The sequence below is a fragment of the Kangiella spongicola genome (assembly GCF_003194565.2).
Taxonomy (GTDB): domain Bacteria; phylum Pseudomonadota; class Gammaproteobacteria; order Enterobacterales; family Kangiellaceae; genus Kangiella; species Kangiella spongicola.
Genome location: NZ_QICH01000001.1, coordinates 95,712 through 119,141, shown reverse-complemented (window position 1 = coordinate 119,141; position 23,430 = coordinate 95,712). Strand labels below are relative to the sequence as shown.

Here is a 23,430-nt window from a genome sequence, read left to right as displayed (position 1 = left end):
ATTATTTAACATTTGGGGGATGTCAGTAGGCCCTATCGAAATTGCGTTCGGCATATACCTAATTTTTATGCTGGCAATCGGTGTTTGGGCTTACATGAAAACAAACGACTCTAGCGATTATATGCTAGGTGGTCGAGGCCTCGGTGGCGCTGTAACGGCACTTAGTGCGGGCGCTTCCGACATGAGTGGTTGGATTCTAATGGGGCTTCCTGGCGCCATTTATTTCTCTGGATTGTCCGAGTCCTGGCTTGCCTTCTTCTTGGTCGTGGGTGCTTACCTAAACTGGAAGTTCATCGCTGGTCGTCTCCGCTCTTATACTGAAATAGCGGATAATGCTTTGACTCTGCCTGATTACTTCGCTGGTCGATTCCACGATGGCGGTAAGTGGTTACGAATTGCGGCGGTTGTCGTCATGATTGTGTTCTATGGCTACTATATTGGCTCAGGCTTAGTGGCAGGTAGTAAACTGTTCGAGTCAAGCTTCGGCTATGATTACAACACCGCTCTTTTCGTGAGCACTATTGTTATCATCTCTTACACGTTCCTCGGTGGCTTTTTAGCGGTTAGTTGGACTGACTTCTTCCAAGGGTTAATCATTGCTATTTCTTTAGTGGTTGCACCAATCGTTCTTTTAGTTGAGTACAACGGTTTAACCGGAATCACTGAGGGTGTTCAGCGAACTGGTGAAGCTTTAGGGAAAGATAACTTGGCCAGCTTTACTGCGGGATTGTTTGACGAAAATGGTACTTTCCTTTGGATTACCTTCTTGTCGCTTGCGGCATGGGGCCTAGGCTATTTCGGTCAGCCACACATCCTCGCTCGTTTCATGGCAATCAAAAGTGTTAACACTGTGCCACAAGCGCGCCGTATCGGCATGACTTGGATGGCGGTTTGTGTTTTAGGTGCTGTGTTTGTAGGTTTTGCTGGCATTGCTTATTTTGGCGGTGACTTTGCGGCTAGCGAATATAAGTTACTGACCAAAGATGAAGTGGCGGCTTTAAACACTTCTCAAGGCGCTGAAAAAGTCTTCTTATTGCTGACGCAGGCGTTATTTAATCCATGGTTAGCAGGCTTCTTACTGGCGGCTATTATGGCGGCAGTGATGAGTACCATTGACTCACAATTGCTCGCGGTTTCAAGTTCAGTAACAGAAGATATTTATAAACCACACATTCGTCCAGAAGCTTCTGAGACTGAACTGGTTTGGGTTAATCGCTTCGTAGTGATTCTAGTGGCAGCGATCGGTATCTTTGTAGCGCTTGGCGACAGCAAGAATGTACTAAACTTGGTTGGTCAAGCGTGGGCTGGTTTCGGTGCTGCTTTTGGTCCAGTGATTATACTTTCGCTATTGTGGAAGCATATGACACGTCAGGGGGCGCTTGCCGGGATTATCGCTGGTGCTGCATCGGTACTGATCTGGGACTACCTTGAGTCATTACTTACAGTCGCAGAAAAAACTAATGAGGCTGGAGAGGTTATTCAGGAAGCTCAGTATAGCTTATTCGGCCTGTATGAATTACTGCCTGGCTTCATCATTGGCTTACTGGCGATTTATGTTGTTAGTAAAATGACTAAAGTATCCGAACAAACTGCAAACCAGTTCGATTGGTACAGCAATGAGTTTAAGAAGTATAAAAGCTAGTGGTTAGTATGTTGGAGTCGGCGTGCCACAGTGCGTTGACTCACTAGCAAACTCTTGAAAAAGCGCTCCTTGAGGGCGCTTTTTTTATGGCTTTAAATTGTCGATTCATTGACCTTGAGCAAGATATGCTCTGATTGCTATGCTATGGTTAATATGTAGACTCAATCAACAAGGAGTTTGTCATGCCTTTTAGTCATATCGTTGTCGCCGTCGATTTGCGCAAAGAAAGTAGAAAGATCATTCAAAAAGCTCAAAGTGAACTGTCGAGCGATGGTGTGCTTGAGTTGTTGCATGTAGCTGAGCCAATCGATGCCGGCCTTTGGGCGGGTGCACCGTTTGGAGCTGTGGTCGTTAATACCGAAGAACTTGAGCAAGAAGCTATCAAGGCAAAGACTAAGCGACTGCATGATTTAGCAAATCGATTCAATATCCCTTCTGAGCACCAGCATATTGAAATTGGTAAGCCTTCTAGAACCATTAAAAAGTTTGCCAGCGATCATGACTGCGATCTCATCGTTATCGGTACTCATGGTCAACATGGGTGGGAGCTGTTACTAGGCTCCACGGCAAACGGGGTCTTGCATGGCGCGCCTTGTGATGTGCTCTGTGTGCAAATGAAAACTGAGGATTAGTCACTAAGTACCACCTAGCTCCCTACGCTGGTGTCTTTTCCAAACTTTATATTTCTTCAATAAACTAGAGCTTGTCCTAACGCTCTTGCTAACCTCTGTTTACTTACTTCTGCTAGCTCACCCCTATGACAAGTCTTTGTATTACATCAAATAACGTATATTTGATTTTATACGAAAAAAAGCGTATATTTCTATTTATACGGAAATTTATGTAATTTTAATAAGGTTTGCCTGGCTTAGTACTTGAGCCTATTGTAAGAAGCGAGGAACTTGATGAACCCAGAACCGAAAAGCAAACACAGCGAATTACCACTAGTGGCGGTAATTACTGGCGATATCATTAACTCTCAGGCTATAAAGAGCGAGATTGACTGGAACTCGGAACTGCAGAGACTTTTGTCTGATTTTGGAAATAGCCCGAAAGACTGGCAAGTCTATCGCGGGGATAGTTTTCAGTTGGTGTGTTATCAACCTGAAAATGCGCTACGTATCGCACTAAAGTTAAAGGCAGGCCTTAAGCAGCACAAAGAGCTGGATGTGCGGATGGCGATTGGTATTGGAAGCATAGAGCATCATCGTGAACAGGTATTGCAGTCCAGCGGTGAAGCTTTCGTGAATTCAGGAAGAAAGTTCGATTCGCTCAAGAAACAGACGCTTGCCCTAAAAAGTCCCTGGCAAGAATTTGATGAAAGCATTAATCTGTTAATCAACTTGGCATTATTAACCATTGATAATTGGCCTGAGACTAGCGCCGAGGTAGTGCTAGCTCGTTTGGAGCACCCAGAGGCAACTCAAAAAGACATCGCGGCGTTATTATCGATACCGCAAAGTCGTGTTAGTGAGCGCTTATCGCGAGCTGGGTATGGGCCTATTATGGATGCTGAAGAATATTACCGTGAAAGAATAAAAGAGAGACTGTCATTATAGAGGCTCTTGCCAAGAGTCGTTCAAAGGCTTCCTCTGAAAGATTAAAAGGATAAATTAATAAAGAGCAACTCATGACCTTATTACTATTAAAATTATTACTGGCTCACCTGATCGCTGACTTCCTGATCCAACCGCTTTCGTGGGTCAAAGATAAGGAGCAAAAAGGCTTTGCTTCAAGCAAACTGATTTTACACAGTCTGGTGCATGCAGCTTTATACGCCATGGCCTTTTCCTTCGCCCCACAGTTTTGGCTTGGCTGGCTAATTTTGAGCATGACTCACTACCTAGTCGACGGCGGAAAGGCTATCGGCAATCGGGTTTTGGATAAGACCATAGATGCTGACAAATCACTGTTTTTTAATCAACGCAGTCTTTTTTTAGCGGATCAACTGGTTCATTTGCTAGTCATACTGGGGGTTGTTGGTTATTACTACCCAGAGCTTTATGAGTTTTCTTTCAACTACGAGCAGTTTTGGCTGATGGCGGTTGTGCTGCTGTTGTTAACGCGAGTTTCTTCTATCATCATCAAAGTGTTAATTTCACGTTGGACGCCGTTGAATGTCGATCAGCCTGGTGAAACGAACCATTCACTGGCCAATGCGGGGAGTTATATTGGCTTTTTAGAGCGATTATTTATATTTGTCTTTATTGTGACTAATCACTGGGAAGGCGTTGGTTTCTTATTGGCGGCAAAGTCAGTGTTTAGATTTGGCGATCTAAAAGAAGCGCATGATCGCCGATTAACCGAGTATATCTTAATTGGAACTTTGCTCAGCTTTGGTTTAGCCATCGCTATCAGCTTGGGCTATGAATATTTCAGTGATTTAATTTAGTCGGCATCCTCAATCAAGTCATTGAAGTCCGCTTGGTAATCGCTAAGGAAATCTATAAAGTTTTCAATTTGCTCGTCAGATAAAGAGTTAAAGAGCTGAATTAGGTGTGTTTTAAACACTTGGCTGTTCAACTCTCTAGCTTTCTTTAATTCCGGTGAAGTAAGTTGGCGCGGTTTGAGCATTAAGCTGTAGAGGGCTTTCTGGCCAGATTCAGTGTGACGTTCTTGTAGCGCTAACTTGAAGGCCTGACGCCAACTAGCCAAATACTCACTACGTAGTTCGAAAGTTGGCTGAGTCTTCTGCACCATCTGTGTGATGATAGTTTCTTGTTCTTCAGTAAGATCATCAAACCACTCGTCGTAATATTCAATCGCTTCTTCAAGCTCTTCCTCAGCACGCTCTTTGTCATCTTTTTTACGATATTCTTTGGCTTGCTCTTGTGCGGAGTTGTTGATGTTTTGCATTAACTCTTCGACTTGCTCATCACTCAGCTGAGATAGCTCGTTAACAGCATCGTCTAGCACCTGCACTAAAATGGTCTGATAAAAATCGAAAATTCTATCTCTGTAATTGTCGTAAGTTAGTTCTAGGTTGCGGTTACGGAGATCTTCAGAGATATCGTCAATAAACTGATTGTAGCGAGGAAGTTGAGTGGTGCGATGCCAATAGGAGTGCTTATCGACCAGCTTTTCGATGCGCTCTTCTTGAACTGAAGTTAAAGTCACATAGTCATCTGCGTACCAAGTGGAAAGCCAAGCAATGCGGTTATACCAAAACTGTAAACCACAACCCTGAAGGGTAAATAAAGCGAGCGCGATAATGATGACTCTTGTGGGAAACTTCAAGTTTAAACTCCTCGATAATCTGTCTGTTTAACTTAGGCTGTAAATTACTAAGATGCAACTTAAGAGTGTTTCTGGATATAAATAATACTCTAAGTGACTGAATATTCTGTGAATGTTCACAGCGGAGCTCGATTTTTGATTGTGTGGAGTTAATAGTCGTAATAAACTGAGCCCTGTTTTTAAAGGACTTATATCAAGTGCGCCAATTAATTGAAAATGCAGAGGATTTCATGAAAATAGTACAAACAAAACGATCAGGACTAAAAAAGGTCGTAGTGGCTTCATTAGCTTGGGGCTTATTGCTGACGGGGTGTTCCGAGTCTGATAAAAAAAGCTCAGCGACACCAAGCTATGAGGTTGAAACACTAACAGAAAGCGCATGGCTTTATGGTTCGTTGCCAGAAAACACCATAGCTTATGCTCGAGTGCCTAATTTGTGGTCGGGGTTTTCTGCTAAGGACGATAGCTTTAAATATGCTTTAGGTAATGAGCACCATGTTGCCACCATGAAGCAAATTCAAAAAGGGCTGTATGAGAATATTATCAGTCAACTAGAGCAGCCGATTAAACCACTCGCTGAATTTTATGCTAAACATACTACTGGGCCTTTAGAGATCGCTTTTGTTAGCCAAGGTGGGCAGCCCGTCGTATACGCAGGCACTAGTCTGGACTATGAAGACGACACCAGCTTTAGCCAAGCGATTGTAGCATTAGTCCAAGGGCTTCCGAACGCCAACATCATGCCGCAGGACGATAAAACCAGAGGTATTGTTAGCTTTGGACCGGGCGCTGCTGTTTATTATTCTTACAATACGGATAACCAGCGTTTAACGATCATTAGCGGCATGGGGGCTTCTGTGACCAGCCTCGAAAACGCCGCCGCTTCGATTAAAACTAATGATAAGCATGAAATGCTAAAGCTAGAAGCTGATATCGACGCGAGCCATCAAGGCTTATTTGTTTGGTCTAGCCCAAAAAATGCAATGCCACTACTGCAAATGGGCATGTCACCAAAGCAGCTTAGAGAATTAAAAGAGTTTGGGATCGATCAAGCTAGAGGGCTAGCCTTGGGCTATGGTGTGAGCGATGGTAAAACTCGTCTTAAGCTTTTGCTGGATATGCCAAAAGTTGGCATCAATCGCTTCTTGCCAGAAGTCAGCAATACCATCAATGTTAAGTCTGTGGGTACACCAAAGTGGGCCGCAGTCATGTCCTTACCAACCTCTGAGCAAGCTGCACGTCTTGTAACGAGCTTGCAGCAAGTAGGCGCGGACAAGGTAGAATCCTGGGGGACGATTAATCAACAAGCGGAGAAAGAGCTAGGGGTTAGTATCACAACTTTATTAGACTCCTTCGGGCCAGAGGTTGTGTTTTTTAATGATCAGGTAGGAACCTTTGCGGCCGTTTCTTATAACCCAAATGATATCAAGGCATTGCTAACAAAGGCCCAAGAAAACTTTGACATCGAGCACAAGGTTTATAATAAAAATGGTCAGGAAATTCACCATTTGTCAGTATCTTTGGTGGGAAAGGCTTTAGACGTTAAGTCAAATAGCGGTTCTTTGCTTGGGCCTGAGCTGATGAAGAATTACCGAGAAAACTACTTCTGGACGATTGAAGGAGAGAACATTATTTTTGCCTCAGTTCCACAATTACTTCTGGAAAGACAAAAGCGCACAGCAGAAGTAGAAGTAGCCGAGTGGCTGTCGAGCAAACAAGGTTATGATGCTAATAGTGCATTACTTGGGTTGACGGCTTCTGTCGATGGCTTGTCGCGCAATAGTTATCATTATTACATTGAGTTCTTGATGATTTTAGCGGATATCACTCAGGCTGATATTGATCTTATGGCGTTACCGACAGCTGACGAATTAGGCTTCCCAGAAAAGGGCGCTGTAGGACTGAACTTACGTTCGGATAAAGATGTGCTCGGTCTTGAGTTTACCTTTGAAAACGGAGGCACAGACTTACTTTACGGCATGGGCTCAACCAGCTCGATAGCGGTTATTGGTATTTTAGCGGCGGTGGCAATTCCAGCCTATCAAGAATACGCACTTCGTGCTGAAATGGCTTCTGGGCTTCACGCGGCTGAAGGGGTTAAATTACAAATCTCGCAAGCGCTAGTTAATGGTGCCAAAGTTGAAGATTTGGATAATGGTTATGACACAATCCAGCAAGCACACGAGTATGAAAACTCGATTATAGAGAAAATCGTCGTTACTGACGGTGTGATTACTTTGTTCTTTAAGAATAGAAGCTTAGGTTACGGCCCGCAAACCATTGTTTATGTTCCAATGATTGAAGGCGACTATATTAGTTATTGGGACTGCTCTGGCGGTACTGTGGCGCAAAAATATCGCCCTAGTCTTTGCAGGTAGCTTATACCTCGATAAATTACCAGACCATAAAAAAAGGTGAGCAAATGCTCACCTTTTTTTGTATCTTAAAATCGTATTAAGCAACGATATCAAGCAACTCGATGTCGAAAATCAATGCTTGGTATGGGCCGATTGCACCACCAGCACCGCGCTCGCCATAGGCAAGGTTGTACGGAACATACAGTTTCCACTTAGAGCCTACAGTCATCTTCTGTAGTGCTTCAGTCCAACCAGAGATTACACCACCAACTGGGAATTCGGCTGGCTCGCCACGCTTATAAGAGCTGTCGAATTCTTGGCCATTGACTAATGTACCCGCATAGTGTGTTTTAACGGTAGAGTCAGCCGTTGGAATGTCGCCTGAACCTTCTTTAATGACTTCATACTGTAAGCCACTGTCTAGCACGGTCACTTCTTCACGCTTAGCGTTCTCAGCTAGGAAAACTTCGCCTTCAGCCGCAAATTCTTTCGCTTGTTTAGCATTTTCTTCTTCCACGATCTTTTGGATCTCTTGGAAAGCTGCGTTGAGTTCTTCGCCTGGGATTTGTGATTCTTTACCCGCGAAGGCATCTTGAATACCTGCAATCACTGCGTCAATGGCTACGCCAGGAAATGCGCCGCTTACTTGCTGGCCCATTTGAAGGCCGATACCGTATGAAGCTTTTGCTTCAGTTGTTGAAAAGTCAGTAGTTGACATAATGTCTCCAAAAAGGTGTCTAAGGTGTACAAATGGGGGCCTTTTGCAAAATTTAAACCTAAAGTAGCCATATCAATAAAAAATTCATAAAAAACTTTAATCGTGGCTAGTATCAGCACTGTGTTTTGGCATAATACGCAGTCTAAATATAGCTGGCCTTGGCGTTTTATGTGGTTTAAAAACTGTTTTATATATTATCTCAGCTCGAAGTTTGAGCATTCTCAAGATTCACTCGAAGAAAGCCTTAATAATCAAAGCTTTAAAGAAATTGGCAGGCAAGAAACCGATGCTTTTGGCTGGGTCTCGCCGCTAGGTCGTGGATATGATAGCTTGGTGTATGGCGCCAATAGCGCTTATTTGCTAGCGATGCGTAAAGAACAAAAAGTCATACCAGCGAGCATGGTCAAAGAAGCGCTAGAAGATAGGGTTGCCCAAATTGAAGACACGGAAGGCCGCAAAGTCTATGGCAAGGAAAAAGCCAGCCTTAAAGATGATATTTTGAGTCTTCTAAAGCCTAAGGCTTTAACCAAGTCTAGCCATACTTATGGTTATATTGACACACGCCACGAGCTATTAGTGGTGAATGCCGGTAGCGCGAGCGCCGCTGACGCTTTCGTAGAGTTGTTGATTGAATCACTTGGTACATTAGGCGCGGTGCGTTTGATGGGCGAAGAAAGCCCTGGCGCTATCATGAATCAGTGGGTACTAGGCGATTTACCTGAAAACCTAGAGCTAACAGGCCAGTTTGATCTGCAAGATCCGAAAGATGATAGAGTGATTAAAATCAAGGGCGAGCAGGACTTAGAGTTAGTGAAAGAGCTGCTAGATGATGGTTTTTGGGTGCAGAAGATGGGCATTCGTCGTACCGAAGAGTTCAGTGCAGTATTAAGTAATGACCTTTCTCTGAAAAGCATAAAGTTCGATGACGAGCTACTTAAAGAAAATGATGAAATCGACTCTCAGGACAAGATAGCACGTATCGATGCAGATTTTGTGTTGATGACGCAAACTATGGCACAATTCATTAAAGAATTGATGCAACACTTCAAAGTCAATACGGACAAAGAATGATAGAGCAAGATAAAACCCTAACAACTGAACAGAAAGCCTTAACGGTAAACTTAGATAAGCGTCAGTACGGTACCTTTGTCGAAATTGGTGCGGGTCAGGAAGTGGCTCGTCAATTTTTCTCAGCCGGCGCGGCCGCTGGAACCGTGGCGAAAACCATGTCTGCCTATGATATGCAGGTCAGCGATGATATTTATGGCAAGGCAGGGCGCTATGTCAGTCGTGAGCGTTTGGAGCAAATGCTGGACTATGAGTACAACTTATTGCACAAACGTTTGGATGCGGTTCGTTCTGAAGAAACGCTATATTTTAGTTACGCGGCTACTGTAACGGCTAAAAGCTATAGTCAGAAAAACGAATGTCATGGCTGGATTGGAATACGCTTACAGCTAGAGCCTGGTGCTCCGCCGAGTGAAATACTGATGCATGTGCGTATGCTTGATGATACCAATCGTGAGCAATCGGAAGCGCTTGGAATTTTAGGTGTAAACGTGGTTTATGGTGCTTTTAATTATCATCAAGAACCAAAAATATTTATCGAATCCTTGCTCGATAACCTGATTAATCCATTTGGTCAAAAGCGTATCGAAATTGATTTGATTCACTTTTCTGGTCACCACTTTGCTAATGTTGAAAATCGACTGATGAATTTGCACTTGGTGCGTTCATGGTGCTGTCGTGCAGTAATGTTTGACCCGAAAGGCGACTCAGAAGTACCGATGAGCTTGCTTCGTAAGAAAGATGTCTTGGTCATTCGTGGATCTTTTAAACCGCCAACAAAAGTCCATGTGGATATGACTGAAGCGGCTATGCAACAGTTCTTAGAAGAAGATGGTGTTGAAAAGGATAAAGTTTGTACCGTTGCTGAGATTACCATGGCAGAGCTAAATACGGACGTTGAAACCGAGGATGAAAACTTCTTAGCTCGGGTCGACCTCTTGAACAAGCTGGGCTACAACGTACTCATTTCAGATTACTTACGATTCTTTAGATTGCGCTCATGGATGCGCCGTTATACCCAAAATCGAATCGGCATAGTGCTGAGTATTCTAGACTTTGATCAGTTGTTTGATGCCCAATACTACAAAGGCTTAGAGGGCGGTATTCTTGAAGCTATGGGCAAGCTCTTCTCAGGCAATACCAATGTTTATGTTTACCCCACAAGAAGCGGCGATAAACTCATAACACTGGACAATGTCGAAGTTGAAGATAATGCCCAATATCTCTTAAAGCACTTACGACATAACCGACTGCTGGTGCCAATTGAAAACTGGAATGATGAGAATCTTCATATCTCTGCTCGTCATATCGCCACCAAAATTCCACTGGGTCAAGGTGACTGGGAACAGCAGATCCCAGAAGAAATTCGACAAATCATCAAGGATAGATGTATGTTCGGTTACTGCGAGCTACCGAAAAAGTAATGCAAAGCAGCGATTGTCCTTGCGGTAAAAAGATGAACAACACTCCTATGAAATACGAGGAGTGTTGCAAGCCTTTGCATCTGGGGCAAGAAATTGCAAGGACTCCTGAGCAATTAATGCGCTCGCGTTACACCGCTTACTACCACGGATTAGGGCAATATATCTATGATACCCACCATAGCGATTACCGCGGCAATACCACACCGGAAGAATTTACCGATAGTGCTAAAGCCACTAATTGGTGCCACTTAGCAGTTATTAATAGTTCTCACCAAGAAAGTTCAGGAACTGTTGAATTTAAAGCGAGTTTTATCGATAAAGATAAGTTACACACCTTTCATGAAGTGTCGAACTTCGTCCTCGAAGGCGGTTTATGGTTATATACTGACGGTGAGTTTAAACCTAAAATTACGACTAAAATAAACCGTAACGAACCCTGCCCATGCGGTAGCGGCTTAAAAGCAAAGCGCTGCTGTATTTAATTTCTCACTAACTAAACCTTTTTCTTTTTTCTGGCATCTAATGTAAATTAGATGAATCAAATAAATGGGGAAAAGGAATGATTCAAGTCGACGCTTTAAACAAGCACTTTGGAAGTATTCACGCTGTCAAAGATGTTTCTCTAGAAATACCTACAGGCCAAATATTCGGTCTACTCGGTCCTAATGGTGCTGGTAAAAGTACTAGCATATCAATCATGACAGGTTTAATTGATTGCGATTCAGGAAGTGTTGCCCTCAACGGGCTTAACCCTCAATCAAAACAAGCTCGTTTCAAAATTGGACTCATCCCCCAAAGCATTGCTTTATACGAAGAACTATCGGCTGTTGATAATCTCAGTTTTTTTGCCTCTCTGTACGACATACCAAAAAATAAGATGTCAGAAAGGATGGACTGGGCATTAGAGTTTGTTGGCTTATCCGATCGGGCTAACGATCGCGTGTCGCAGTTCTCTGGTGGTATGAAACGCAGGCTCAACCTAGCCGCGTCGTTACTACATGATCCAGATTATATCTTTATGGATGAGCCGACCGCCGGCGTTGACCCTCAGTCACGTAATAAACTGTTTGAGAATGTCTTAAAACTAAAAGAGTTGGGCAAAACCGTGATTTACACAACTCACTACATGGAAGAAGCACAAAAGCTTTGCGACAAAGTCGGCATTATTGATCATGGCCAATTGCTAGCGCTCGGTACTGTTGATGAGTTATTAAAGCAATATGGCGGCGATACCAAAGTCAGCATAAGCTCGGAGCAGGGCGTTCAACATTTTGAATCAGGCGATGTTTCTCAGGACTTGCTCGAGGCGCTCAAGAAAAGCAACAAAGTTTATGATATTTCGATGCACCGTCCTGACTTAGAGACGGTATTTTTGAATTTAACTGGCCGTCAATTAAGGGATTAAGGAGCAACGAGATGAATAAAATGTTAGCGTTAATGAAAAAAGATTTTAAGTTGCTTTTCCGCGACAAGATGGCGGTCTTTTTTACCTTTGTATTCCCTTTGGTTTTTGCTTTTATCTTTGGCTCGATCTTTTCAGGTGATGGAGGTGGATCAAAGGCACTAAAAGTAGCTGTGGTTGATCTTGACCAAACTGAGCAATCAAAAGCTTTTGTCGAGCAAATCAGTGAGGCAGATGAGTTTACCGTTACTCTTTCTACGGAAGAAAAAGCTAAGGATTTGGTACGCCGCGGTAAGCGTGTTGCTTACTTTATCTTGCCACAAGGGTTTGGTGAGGATTACAAAGGTGTCTTTGCCGGTAGCCCACCAGAGGTTTTAGTCGGTATTGATCCTTCACGAAAAGCAGAAGCAGGCTACTTAGAAGGTTCCTTGATGAAGCTTGGCATTAATCGATTTGAGCAGGCATTTTCCGATCCTACGGCAATGACTGAACAGCTAGACGCTTCTATCGCACAGATTCAAGAAAGTGATGATATCCCCGACGAATGGAAATCGCTACTCAACGATTACTTACCAAAGATGAAAGAGTTGACGGCTCAGGAAATAGGTAACGGCGAAGGCTTTGGCTTTGGTGGTGAAGACGGAGCCGAAAACCCAATGATGCCGTTAAAAGTGACAAAGCAGGAAGAAGTCGTTAAGCGTTCAGGGCCACAAAATGCTTTCGCTATCACTATCCCTCAGGGTGTTATCTGGGCCATTATGGGCTGTGTTATTGGCTTCGCCATTAGCATCGTACAGGAAAAAACCTTAGGCACTATGAATCGACTCATCGTAGCGCCTATCAGCCGAACTCAAATCGTCGCGGGTAAAGCGCTTGGCTGTTTTGTCGCGCAGATAGCCGTCGTCACACTGCTTTTTGTTGTAGCTTACTTTGTTCTAGGAGTGCGTTTTAACTTGCCAAAACTCATTCTTGCAGCGGTAGCATCGGGTATTTGCTTTGTAGGATTAATGATGTTCTTCGCGTCATTAGCCAAAACCGAGCGCTCAGTTGCCGGTATTACTAACGCCTTCTTATTGATGATGGGGATGGTTGGCGGCGCCATGATTCCGCTATTCGTTATGCCGGGCTGGATGCAAGCGATCAGTAACTTCAGTCCCGTTAAGTGGGCAATCGTGGCTTTTGAGGGCGCTGTTTGGCGTGACTTTAGTTACGGTGAGATGATGACTCCAGTGCTAATTTTAATAGCTATCGGCGTAGTCGCTTTTATTTTAGGGACGCGCATGGTAAAACTTGAACAAGCGTAATTTAAAAAGAAAAAGCATTAATGAGTACACTTGATTCATTGCAAAACCAGATCGATGAACTGCAAGCAAAAGTAGCCTTTCAAGACGATACGATTGATCAATTAAATCGTATCGTCACTAAGCAAGACGAAGTGATTCGTTTATTGCAGTCTAAGTTCTCGATCATTGGCGATAAGATTCAAGATATCGAATCCAATTTGCCAAACAAACCTTTTAATCCTAATGATGAGGTGCCGCCACATTATTGAGCAATAGTCAGCTGGCGGTGACCTCACTGATACTATTTGTAAACAGGAGGTTATCTTGGCTAAAGGTCAGAAGAACACCCAGTTTCGTATTGAAAAAGACAGCATGGGCGAGGTCAAAGTGCCTAAAGACGCTCTTTATGCTGCGCAAACACAAAGGGCTGTGGATAATTTTAATATCAGCCCTTTAACCCTTCCCAAAGACTTCATTCGACAAGTTGTATTAATTAAACAAAATGCAGCAGAGACCAATCATGAGCTTGGTTTGCTTTCAAAAAATAAAAAACAGGCGATAGTAAAAGCGACCAATCATATACTCGATCAAAAGCTTATCAATCCCGATAATTTTCCGATTGATGTTTTTCAGACTGGTTCCGGTACTAGCACCAACATGAACGTTAATGAAGTGGTGGCACATTTAGCGTCCAATTCTCGAGTTAAGATTCACCCGAACGATGACGTAAATATGGGGCAAAGCAGTAACGATGTTATCCCCACGGCTATCTCGATGATGGCGACAGAGCAACTGGTTAATCATTTAATCCCTGCTTTAGAAAGTTTGATGAAAATCATTAAAACCAAAGGGCAATCGTTAAAGTCTGTGGTTAAAACTGGGCGCACCCACTTAATGGATGCCATGCCTTTAAGTATGCAGCAGGAGCTATCAGGTTGGGCTTATCAAGTCGAACTGGCTTTAAAAAATATTAAGAGTTTAGTGCCTCAAATTAGCGAGTTGGCTCAAGGCGGTACAGCCATTGGAACAGGTATTAATAGTTCGGCAAAGTTCAGAACTCTTTTTGCTAAAAATCTTAAAGCTAAAACAGGCTTGCCGTATAAAAAGTCTGGCAATGCTTTTGCTAGTATCGCCGGTCAAGACTCTAGCGTTGCGGTTTCAGGCGCTCTTAACACCTTCGCTACGGTATTAATGAAGATTAGTAATGACTTGCGCTGGATGAATAGTGGGCCAGTCAGTGGCCTTGGTGAAATTCGCTTAAAAGCCATTCAGCCGGGTAGCAGTATTATGCCCGGGAAAGTAAACCCTGTAATCCCCGAAGCAGTAGCCATGGCTGCCGCGCAAATAATGGGGAATCACACGGCTATTACCGTAGGTGCCCAAGCTGGCAATTTCCAGCTTAATGTGATGTTACCGATGATTGCTTATAACTTGCATCAATCACTTGAGTTAGCGACTAATTCATCACACCAACTCGCAGAAACCATCAAAAACTTTGAAGTGAACCAAGAAGATCTTGAGCAACTTCTTAGTAAGAATGCAATTTTAGCAACAGCGCTTGCCCCCGAAGTTGGCTATGAAAAAGCATCTGAAATTGTTTATAAAGCTCGCCGTGAAGAGCGCAGTATATTAGACGTTTCTATAGAGTTAACCAATTTATCGAAGTCGGAGCTAGAGAAGATATTGGATCCTAAGAAGCTAATATAAATAAACTAATGAGCTTTAAATTGGTCTAAAAATAATGTGGTGAGTATATTTTATGCGTGCCACATTCTCGCAACACAGCCTCGCGATAGAGGCTGAAGTAGAGGTGTTGGTATGCATAAAAAATCTGGGTTTTTTAGAGCCACTTTGAGCTCTCTCATAATAGGTATAGTCATTTCTGCAGAAACCAGCGCTGTGGAAATTGGTCCTACATTAATCTCTGAAGTTACGCCGAATCAAGTCTATAGTGAAGCCGAGATACTGGCTATTAAAGACATCGCAGTAAAGAAGTTTAAAAGTGGTGGCCAAAATAGCCTTACAAAAGAGTATGTGCTGTATCAAGAAATTAACTCGCTTGATCCCAAAAGCCTTACAACAGAGCAGTTAAGCTTTTTAAAAAATAACTCTAAGCACCAAACTGAAGCATTTAAGCGTCATCCAGAAGGGCCGATCGCGGTTCCTATCTTTGATATCGCTTCTTTAGCAAGGTATAAATTATTCCTGCATCAAGTAGAGTTAGAAAAAGAGCAGCTTAAACCCATCTTTAATTCAAGTCTTTCTACTTTTGCGCAAAAGAGCTTAGAGTCGCCAGCAACTTTTCATGCATCTAAGGCGCTACTTGCTGAGGCGAATGATTTGTCTTTGCTTGATACTGAACTATTAATCAATAGCTACAAGGCAGCTAATCATGAAGATGCACTTTCTTTGCTATTCGCTTTAGTAGAGCAAAAGCACAGTTTAGAAGCTGCTAAAGCAGTCCTTCAGTCAAGTTTTCAATCACCACTCAAGCACCAATTACTGAGTAACTTAGATAAGTATTTTAGCGCAGAGCAGCGTGAAACCTTACTTAGTGAGCATATTCGCGCAAAGTCAAAACTGTCGTCACAAGCCTTAGCAGAGTATGGCAAGCTACCTCAAAGCGTGATTAAAACAGAACTGCTTTATGCAAACTTGTCAGATCCTAGTTTAGGCGCGAGTAGCGCATTTGCCTTAGCGAATGTATTGAAGAAATCTTCCGATGTTTCGATCTTAAAAAGTCATTTGCAGCAGAAGAAAAAATCTCGACTCCATACGGCTAATACGCTATTAGCTCTAAATTTGGCGGATACTCCTGCCTCCAGACAGCTACTGCAAGAAGCGTTAGAGCAGGACTATGTGCAGTTTGATGATATGAAAGCGGAGGTTAAGACATGGTTAAAGTAATAACAGCTTTAGTGGGCTCCGCTTTAATAATGGCGTCAAGTTCAGGTCAAACAGAAGTCCTAAACTATACTGAAAATACTAATTCGAGTAATCAGCTTGCTATTGGTTATCCGGTTCCAGTCCCCGTAGATTCGCTAACTGCTGTAGATGGCTTCCGCAGTTATGATAGCTTGCATAGCCAACACCAATCGTTAGCCGTAACTCACGCTGAAATCCGCAGTAGCATTGTTGGTCAAACTCATAACGGACGCGATATCTACGCTTACCGCTTTGGCGATAGTGATAACCAAACCAATACAGGCCTCACTGAGCCAGCGTTTTTAGTCAACGGTACGATCCATGCACGCGAATGGCAAAGCCCTGAGGTGGTGACTGAACTTATGGAGCAGCTGGCCGAGAAAAAAGGCGATCAGAGTATGGTGCAGTACTTATTGGATAATACCAATATCGTCATTTTGCCAGTCATGAATATTGATGGCTTTTTACAAACGCAACGTTTCCCAACCCAAGTCACTCAGTCTCCTGGCACTAATTCAAGTTCGACGCCTTCGCAAAAATTTGCAGAGCCTCGCGACGGGCGTATGCGCCGAAAAAATATGCCGAATGTGGATGAAGTTTTATCGACCGAAGTTGATCGTTTGCGTGGTGTTGACTTGAACCGAAACGGAGAGGCTTTTTTTGGTGTCCAACCGGACAACAGCTCGCCTAACAGTTTGATTTACGGCGGCCCATCGGCTCTTTCTGAGCCCGAAACTCAAGCATTATTATCCGCTGCGGCGCTCGGACCAAGAAACCGCCTGCGCTTTTATCAAGACACCCACTCCTTTTCACGAGTGTTGTTTGTGCCACAACCGAATAACAGTCGCCGTAATGTGATTACCAACGCTTTAGCGGGCAAGTTCCAAAGCGCGACTCAGGCACAAGGCGCAAATTATTTCCCTGTTATTAATCAGCAAGGTAGTGGAATCCCAACCACAGCAGACTACTTTGCCTATACCGACTTAATTCCTAGTTGGACTTTGGAAATTGAACCACCTCAAGGCTTTGCCAATGAGCCAAATGGCGGAGCTTTTTATGGCGGGACCGGCGCCAGTCACTCAGGCTTTATTATGCCGGATAGTGAAATCGCGCGAACTCGTGATCAGCTGGCTGTTGCTCAGCTTTTAATGTTTTATCATCAAGCAGGCCCAGCCCATGTGACTAAAGTTCAGCTAGTGGATGCCAGTGGTAACGACGTCTACGCGGCAACATGGAGTGGTGGCGCTAGCAGAAGTCTTAATGTAGCGATTAACAACACCCTTGAAGGTGGTGAAACATATACTCTCTACGTCAGTTTTAGTAAGCCGATGCGCATTCGAAGCTCTTCTGGCGCAATTACTCAATATGCAGGCCAGTCAGTAACTCTATCACCTTCGGTGACCATTACAGGTAACGGTGGTAGTGGTGATTTCACGCGCACCATCAGCGTTGCTAATAATAATTGGTTAAACCAAGACGTCGATGGTTTCAGCTTTGATACGTATTTTGACGATGCCTTCAAAGTCGATTTCACCTTACCCACGGATATTCCAGTTAGTGCAAACACCGGAAACACGGATATTCGAATTAATATCAGCGTGCAAGATCTCGCGGGATTGTCTTTAGACGCTAACCCTGCCACTGCTGTAGATTGGAGCGGGGGCGCTTGGACCAATTATGAAAATTCAAACGGCCAAGCAGGTGATACGGGCGGTGCAGACGCTTCTTATCAGTTAAAAGTCTCCAACCAAAACTTAACCCTAACAGCGCCAGAATCTCGTGGTGGCGGCGGGGGGAGTATGAGCTGGTTACTATTAGGACTGTTAGCACTCTTTGGCGTTGGACGTTATAAGCGGAAGTTTAAAGGACTTAGTTAGCTTTAAGAGCTTTCGCTTGCGGTTTTCTTGTTGGATTTTTTCTAAGCTCTTTTTTAAGAGCTTTTTCTAAGATCTTTGCGGTTAATGACAAACGTATTACCGATGGCGATTAGAAGAATGCCAATCGCTACGCTGTAGGTCCACTGGAAGCCCTCAAATAGGGTTGAGATGATAAGGGCTACCGCCGGGAATAGGACTACGGCGTAAGATGCTTTGTGAACCCCAATCCGTCGAAGTAAGGTTAAATAGCAACCAAAGGCAAAGACTGAGCCGAAGAGTGATAAATAGACCAAACTAACGGTGTACGACCAAGATAGGTTATAGGTGATCTCTTTTCCTTGAGCGAGTCCCACTAACAAACTAAACAGCGCGCCGTAAGCCATACCATAGGTGTTCATTTGTATCACAGGCAAGTCATACTTTTGGGTTTGTACCGACACTAAGTTTCCAACCGATGCCGCCAGAACGCCAAGAATCGCCAGCATTAAGCCGAGCGCGGTTGCATTCTCGAAGCTAAAGTTGACTAGCTCATCCCAGAAAATCAGCACCATCCCCACTAAACCTAAAGCCGAACCGATGCTGAGTCGTAGAGTGATAGGTGTTTTGAAAAATATCCTTGAGTTAATAATATTGACCTTCAAGACGAAGGAAAAGATAACTGAAGCCATGGCTGAGGTAAGGTAAACCTGAGCGTGATAGAGCAGCATATAGTTTAAGCCGAACATACAGGTGCCGAGTAAAACCAACCATAAGTGTTGCTTGAGATTAAACTTTAGCGGCAACTTTTTGACTAGGCAGTATAGCCAAAGCAGAAACGCAGCAAGTGCAAAGCGATAGAAGGTCGAATACTCGTGAGCGACGCCATCCAGTTGATACTCAATAGCAAACCAGGTGCTCCCCCAAATTAAAACGCACAGCGTATAGAGGACACTGGTGGACATCAGAAACTTCATAAACGGACTCAAAGGCTTTTAATGTGCAGATGATGCCATAGATGGTAGAATTCTGTCGAACATTTTACTGATTGGATTGGCATGCAAAAAAGAGACGTAATTATTATCGGTGCTGGAGCAGCCGGGCTGATGTGCGCTATCAGCGCTGGTAGCCGTGGTAAATCTGTGACGGTGCTCGATCATGCCAATAAAGTCGGTAAAAAGATTCTTATGTCAGGGGGCGGCCGTTGTAATTTCACCAATTACTATACTGAGCCGACAAACTTCTTATCAGAAAACGAACATTTCTGTAAATCCGCCCTGAGTCGCTATACCCAGTGGGACTTCATTAGTTTAGTGGAAAAGCATGAAATTCCTTACCATGAGAAAAAGTTAGGGCAGTTATTCTGCGATAATAAAGCTAAAGATATCGTCAACATGCTATTGGACGAATGCTCTGACGTGGGTGCTGATGTAAGGACTCACTGTAGCATTGATAAAGTTGAAAAAACGGACAAAGGTTTCTTATTAACCTCAAGCCAAGGCAAGTGGCAGTGCCAGTCTTTAGTCATAGCGACCGGTGCCTTATCCATTCCAACCATGGGCGCTACCGGCTTTGGTTATGATATTGCGCGCCAGTTCGGACTCAAAGTATTACCGACTAGAGCGGGGTTGGTTCCCTTTACCCTTACGCCTAAGCTACTCGAAGACTTTGAGGGATTGTCTGGCACTTCCGCTGATGCGCTTGTTAGCTGTAACGGCGTGAGTTTTCGAGAGAACATACTGTTTACCCATCGCGGTTTGAGCGGGCCATCAATTCTTCAGATTTCTTCCTATTGGAACCCGGGTGATGCGGTCGAAATCAATCTTTTTCCTGAAATAGACCTCTATGAAACTCTAAAGTCGGTGCAACAAGAACGACCAAAGACTCATATCAATACGGTGCTGGCAGAAACTTTGACTAAGAAGCTTGCGGACAGGCTGACGGATCTATGGTTCGGTAATTACAAAGAAAAACCTTTAGCTGAACTCTCCAACGAGGCGCTTCAAACAATCGCGACACAGTGCCAAGCTTGGCAACTCAAACCCACAGGAACTGAAGGCTATCGTACCGCGGAGGTTACCTTGGGTGGTGTTGATACCGACGAAGTATCCTCAAAAACCTTTGAAGCGAAGAAAGTCACTGGCTTACATTTTATTGGGGAAGTATTAGACGTCACAGGTCATTTAGGAGGCTTCAACTTCCAATGGGCGTGGGCATCGGGTCATGCTTGCGGGCAGGAAGTTTAGCCCTGTGCAATTAATGGCTTAAACTACCCCAGCACATCCAATTGTCGTGCAAGAAATGTTGCACCAGATGATTCTGCTATTTGTTTGCATTCTGCAATATCGACTTCTGACAGCCCATCAATAGCTGTGACCTGTACTCGGCGGATATATAGTGACGCAAGCTTTATAAAATCCAACAACGCGTCATAGGCTTTATTTAATTTCGGTTGGCAGTGATGCTCATAGACTGATGCCGATTGCGCATTTAGGGAAATCGAAATCGCATCTATACAAGGTGCCAGCTCAGGAAGAATATTGCGCTTATGGACGAGGTTGCCAAGGCCATCGGTATTTAAGCGAGTAGAGATTCCTAGCGATTTGCAGTGTTGTGCGACTTGTTTTAAGACCTTAAGGCGTAGCGTCGGCTCGCCATAGCCACAGAATACGACTTCTTGAAAAGGTGCTAGGTTTGGAAGTTGTGCGATGACTTCTTCGGTACTAGGCTGTCTCTTCAAGCTTAGATCGTAGTCATGAAGCTGTAAGTTGCCTTTAGTTTTTGGGCAGAACTGGCATTCTAATGTACAGCGATTGCTTATGTTCAAATACAAAGAGTCTCGTATGGCATAGCAGAGTTTTGCTTGTTCACAATTCATCGCAAAGTACCATAGTCAGTGATAAAGCTTCGTCTATATCTTGGTCGGTCATTAATTGGTTATAGCGCTTTTTATAACCTATATCACTGAGCACTAAATGTTTGTCGGGAGTAACATCGTGGTTTGCAAGACACTGCTTGCTGCAAGCGAGGTGACATCCGTCAATCGCTAAAATAGGGCGTCCCGATTGGGCTATTTTGACTAAAGATGGCACATTGCCTCCAACCCCAGCAATACATGACATCTCGGCTTTTTGACTCTCGTTCAACTTTACCGCTAACTGGTTTGCCATTTGAGCCAAGTTAGAACAGCCTGAGCATGAGTACACAATAGGCTTCAATTTTCTAGTCATGCTAATCATAAATAAATAAATTAGGGTGAATTGATCTTAACGCCAACTATTCGCTTATAGCATTGATCGAAATCAATCTCAGGGTATCTTGTCATAAACGCTCTGCCATCAATGGCTGTGCTTAATGACCTGTATTTATATTTCTATAAGCTCATTTCTACAAAACGAATTAATAGTTCTATTAATTGTTCTAGATCAAGGTTTTTATCGGGTATATGGGTGTACATTGCATCAAAAGCACAATATATAGGGGTTGTTATGCAGTGTGTCTATGAAGTACAAACACCAGTAAAAGCGATTAAAAGAGATCTGTCAGAGGTCGACTTTGATCAGGAAAAGATTTATCAAGCTATTCTAAAAGCAGGCTTGGCCTCAACCGAGTTTGATGAAAAAATCGCAAGAGATCTGACTAAACAAGTGGTAGATGTGTTGTCTTTCAGATTTGAAAAACTGACGATTCCTACCGTCGAGCAAATTCAAGATATCGTCGAGTATTGCTTAGCACAAAACCAATATTTCAAGACGGCTAAAGTTTATATTCTATACCGCGAAAAGCACAAGCAAATTCGTGAAAATCAAAAAACGTTGCTTGATGTGACGCAATCTATTGAGGAATACCTGTCTCAAGCCGACTGGCGTGTGAAAGCTAATGCGAATCAAGGCTACTCTCTTGGTGGTTTAATTCTTAATGTGTCGGGTAAAGTCATCGCCAACTATTGGTTAAACCATATTTATAACCCTGATATTGGGCAGGCGCATAGAAACGCCGATCTGCATATTCATGACTTAGATATGTTGGCCGGTTACTGCGCAGGCTGGTCGTTAAGAACCTTGTTGCACGAAGGCTTTAACGGTGTACCGGGTAAGATTGAGTCGGGTCCACCAAAGCATTTATCTAGTGCAGTTGGCCAGATGGTTAACTTCTTAGGGACACTTCAAAACGAGTGGGCGGGCGCCCAAGCGTTCAGCTCTTTTGATACTTATTTGGCACCTTTTGTGCGCAACGATAATTTAAGTTATGAAGAGGTTAAGCAATCAATTCAAGAGTTTATCTTCAATCTTAATGTTCCTTCTCGCTGGGGAACTCAAACGCCATTTACCAATATCACTTTAGACTGGGTATGTCCCGAAGATTTGCAAGAGCAGATCCCGATTATTGCCGGTGAAGAGATGCCATTCTCGTATGGCGAGTTGCAAGAGGAAATGAACCTAATCAACAAAGCTTACATTGAAGTGATGATGACGGGCGATGCAAAAGATCGTGTGTTCACTTTCCCAATCCCAACCTACAACATTACACCAGAGTTTGATTGGGATTCCGAGAACGCTACTTTGCTGTTTGAAATGACGGCGAAATATGGTCTTCCTTACTTCCAGAATTTCATCAATTCAGAGCTATCTCCGAACATGATCCGCTCGATGTGTTGCCGCCTACAGCTGGATTTACGAGAACTCTTAAAAAGAGGTAATGGCTTATTCGGTTCGGCGGAGCAAACCGGCTCTTTAGGCGTGGTAACGATTAACTGTGCCAGACTGGGTTATCTCTACAAAGGCGATAAAGAAGCGTTATTAAAGCGCCTGGAAACCTTGATGGATATGGCCAAAGAGTCTTTGGAGCAAAAACGCAAAGTTATCCAGCACTATATTGATAATGGTTTATTCCCCTATACCAAGCGTTACCTTGGCACTCTGAGGAATCATTTTTCTACCATTGGTGTAAATGGCATTAACGAAATGATTCGTAATTTTAGCAATGATGAGCTGGATATCACATCGCCAGAAGGTCACAAGCTTGCAGTTGAAATGCTCGACTTTATCCGCGCCAAAATGGTGGCGTATCAGGAAGAAACAGGGCATCTCTATAACCTAGAGGCAACGCCGGCAGAAGGCACAACCTACCGATTCGCGAAAGAAGATAAGAAGCGTTTCAGCGATATTTTACAAGCTGGTTACGACGGATCGCCCTATTATACCAACTCATCGCAGCTTCCTGTTGGGCACACTAATGATGCCTTTGAAGCACTGGAATTACAGGATGAGCTACAGTCAAAGTACACCGGCGGCACTGTACTCCACTTATACATGGGGGAACGCATCTCAAGCAGTGAGGCTTGTAAGAAGATGGTGAAAACCACACTCACTCGCTTTGAGCTGCCTTATATCACCATAACACCGACTTTTTCCATCTGTCCGACTCACGGTTACTTAGCAGGTGAGCATGAATATTGCCCTAAGTGTGACGAGGATTTACTTCAGAAACAAAAGCAATGTAGTAACTTATAGGAGTGATA

At 43.6% G+C, this 23,430-nt stretch carries 21 protein-coding genes; 16 read left to right on the top strand and 5 right to left on the bottom strand.

The annotated features are described in order from the left end of the window. Window positions 1-19: 19 nt before the first annotated feature. From putP to DL796_RS00465, 4 genes are all read left to right on the top strand, one after another. On the top strand, window positions 20-1,642 hold the full coding sequence (gene putP / locus DL796_RS00480) for a sodium/proline symporter PutP (RefSeq protein ID WP_170114218.1): 1,623 nt from the start codon (window positions 20-22) through the stop codon (window positions 1,640-1,642). A gap of 182 nt (window positions 1,643-1,824) precedes the next feature. Then, a complete protein-coding gene (locus tag DL796_RS00475) occupies window positions 1,825-2,274 on the top strand; it encodes a universal stress protein (RefSeq protein WP_110198930.1) in 450 nt (149 codons plus the stop codon). Window positions 2,275-2,547: 273 nt separating this feature from the next. Beyond that, window positions 2,548-3,201, top strand: coding sequence for a SatD family protein (locus tag DL796_RS00470; protein ID WP_110198929.1), 654 nt, complete (start codon window positions 2,548-2,550; stop codon window positions 3,199-3,201). A 71-nt stretch (window positions 3,202-3,272) separates the two neighbouring features. Continuing rightward, a complete protein-coding gene (locus DL796_RS00465; protein WP_110198928.1) occupies window positions 3,273-4,034 on the top strand; it encodes a DUF3307 domain-containing protein in 762 nt (253 codons plus the stop codon). Here the strand turns inward: DL796_RS00465 and DL796_RS00460 are convergent. Beyond that, the gene (locus DL796_RS00460; protein ID WP_110198927.1) at window positions 4,031-4,879 is read right to left on the bottom strand and encodes a DUF6279 family lipoprotein; all 849 of its coding nucleotides are present in this window, start codon (window positions 4,877-4,879) and stop codon (window positions 4,031-4,033) included. The two genes, DL796_RS00465 and DL796_RS00460, sit on opposite strands and share 4 nt — an antisense overlap. Before the next feature lie 230 nt (window positions 4,880-5,109). On the opposite strand from DL796_RS00460, the gene DL796_RS00455 reads away from it, so the two are divergent. Further along, a complete protein-coding gene (locus tag DL796_RS00455; protein ID WP_110198926.1) occupies window positions 5,110-7,257 on the top strand; it encodes a pilin in 2,148 nt (715 codons plus the stop codon). A gap of 76 nt (window positions 7,258-7,333) precedes the next feature. Here DL796_RS00455 and DL796_RS00450 read toward each other — a convergent pair whose 3' ends face one another. Further along, window positions 7,334-7,954 (bottom strand): FKBP-type peptidyl-prolyl cis-trans isomerase, encoded by a 621-nt coding sequence (locus DL796_RS00450; RefSeq protein WP_110198925.1) that lies wholly within the window; start codon window positions 7,952-7,954, stop codon window positions 7,334-7,336. A 168-nt stretch (window positions 7,955-8,122) separates the two neighbouring features. Between DL796_RS00450 and DL796_RS00445 the strand changes: the two genes are divergently transcribed. From DL796_RS00445 to DL796_RS00405, 9 genes are all read left to right on the top strand, one after another. Beyond that, on the top strand, window positions 8,123-9,025 hold the full coding sequence (locus DL796_RS00445) for a recombination-associated protein RdgC (protein ID WP_110198924.1): 903 nt from the start codon (window positions 8,123-8,125) through the stop codon (window positions 9,023-9,025). Then, the gene (locus DL796_RS00440) at window positions 9,022-10,446 is read left to right on the top strand and encodes a TonB-dependent receptor (RefSeq protein ID WP_110198923.1); all 1,425 of its coding nucleotides are present in this window, start codon (window positions 9,022-9,024) and stop codon (window positions 10,444-10,446) included. Before DL796_RS00445 ends, DL796_RS00440 begins: the two co-directional genes overlap by 4 nt. Then, complete coding sequence (locus tag DL796_RS00435) at window positions 10,446-10,928, top strand: YchJ family protein (protein ID WP_227592916.1); 483 nt, start codon at window positions 10,446-10,448, stop codon at window positions 10,926-10,928. The genes DL796_RS00440 and DL796_RS00435 overlap by 1 nt, the downstream gene beginning before the upstream one ends. A 77-nt stretch (window positions 10,929-11,005) precedes the next feature. Continuing rightward, window positions 11,006-11,851, top strand: a complete 846-nt coding sequence (locus tag DL796_RS00430; RefSeq protein WP_110198922.1) for an ABC transporter ATP-binding protein — start codon at window positions 11,006-11,008, stop codon at window positions 11,849-11,851. An 11-nt stretch (window positions 11,852-11,862) separates the two neighbouring features. Next, the gene (locus tag DL796_RS00425; protein WP_110198921.1) at window positions 11,863-13,152 is read left to right on the top strand and encodes an ABC transporter permease; all 1,290 of its coding nucleotides are present in this window, start codon (window positions 11,863-11,865) and stop codon (window positions 13,150-13,152) included. A 20-nt stretch (window positions 13,153-13,172) separates the two neighbouring features. Then, a complete protein-coding gene (locus DL796_RS00420) occupies window positions 13,173-13,400 on the top strand; it encodes a SlyX family protein (RefSeq protein WP_110198920.1) in 228 nt (75 codons plus the stop codon). 103 nt (window positions 13,401-13,503) lie between these two features. Next, window positions 13,504-14,838 (top strand): class II fumarate hydratase, encoded by a 1,335-nt coding sequence (locus DL796_RS00415; RefSeq protein WP_110200667.1) that lies wholly within the window; start codon window positions 13,504-13,506, stop codon window positions 14,836-14,838. Window positions 14,839-14,949: 111 nt separating this feature from the next. Continuing rightward, the gene (locus DL796_RS00410) at window positions 14,950-16,038 is read left to right on the top strand and encodes a hypothetical protein (protein ID WP_110198919.1); all 1,089 of its coding nucleotides are present in this window, start codon (window positions 14,950-14,952) and stop codon (window positions 16,036-16,038) included. Then, window positions 16,026-17,933, top strand: a complete 1,908-nt coding sequence (locus tag DL796_RS00405) for a M14 family metallopeptidase (protein WP_110198918.1) — start codon at window positions 16,026-16,028, stop codon at window positions 17,931-17,933. The genes DL796_RS00410 and DL796_RS00405 overlap by 13 nt, the downstream gene beginning before the upstream one ends. Before the next feature lie 53 nt (window positions 17,934-17,986). Here the strand turns inward: DL796_RS00405 and DL796_RS00400 are convergent, their stop codons facing one another. Further along, window positions 17,987-18,886 (bottom strand): DMT family transporter, encoded by a 900-nt coding sequence (locus tag DL796_RS00400; protein WP_196597934.1) that lies wholly within the window; start codon window positions 18,884-18,886, stop codon window positions 17,987-17,989. Window positions 18,887-18,967: 81 nt separating this feature from the next. Here DL796_RS00400 and DL796_RS00395 point away from each other — a divergent pair, with 81 nt between their 5' ends. Continuing rightward, window positions 18,968-20,155 carry a BaiN/RdsA family NAD(P)/FAD-dependent oxidoreductase gene (locus DL796_RS00395; RefSeq protein WP_110198917.1) on the top strand — a complete coding sequence of 396 codons (1,188 nt, stop codon included), beginning with the start codon at window positions 18,968-18,970 and terminating at the stop codon, window positions 20,153-20,155. Between the two features lie 23 nt (window positions 20,156-20,178). Here the strand turns inward: DL796_RS00395 and DL796_RS00390 are convergent, their stop codons facing one another. Further along, on the bottom strand, window positions 20,179-20,787 hold the full coding sequence (locus DL796_RS00390; protein WP_110198916.1) for a TatD family nuclease-associated radical SAM protein: 609 nt from the start codon (window positions 20,785-20,787) through the stop codon (window positions 20,179-20,181). Continuing rightward, complete coding sequence (locus tag DL796_RS00385; protein ID WP_406946414.1) at window positions 20,777-21,079, bottom strand: putative zinc-binding protein; 303 nt, start codon at window positions 21,077-21,079, stop codon at window positions 20,777-20,779. Before DL796_RS00385 ends, DL796_RS00390 begins: the two co-directional genes overlap by 11 nt. Window positions 21,080-21,397: 318 nt before the next feature. Here DL796_RS00385 and DL796_RS00380 point away from each other — a divergent pair, with 318 nt between their 5' ends. Continuing rightward, window positions 21,398-23,422 (top strand): ribonucleoside triphosphate reductase, encoded by a 2,025-nt coding sequence (locus DL796_RS00380; protein WP_110198915.1) that lies wholly within the window; start codon window positions 21,398-21,400, stop codon window positions 23,420-23,422. Window positions 23,423-23,430: the final 8 nt, after the last annotated feature.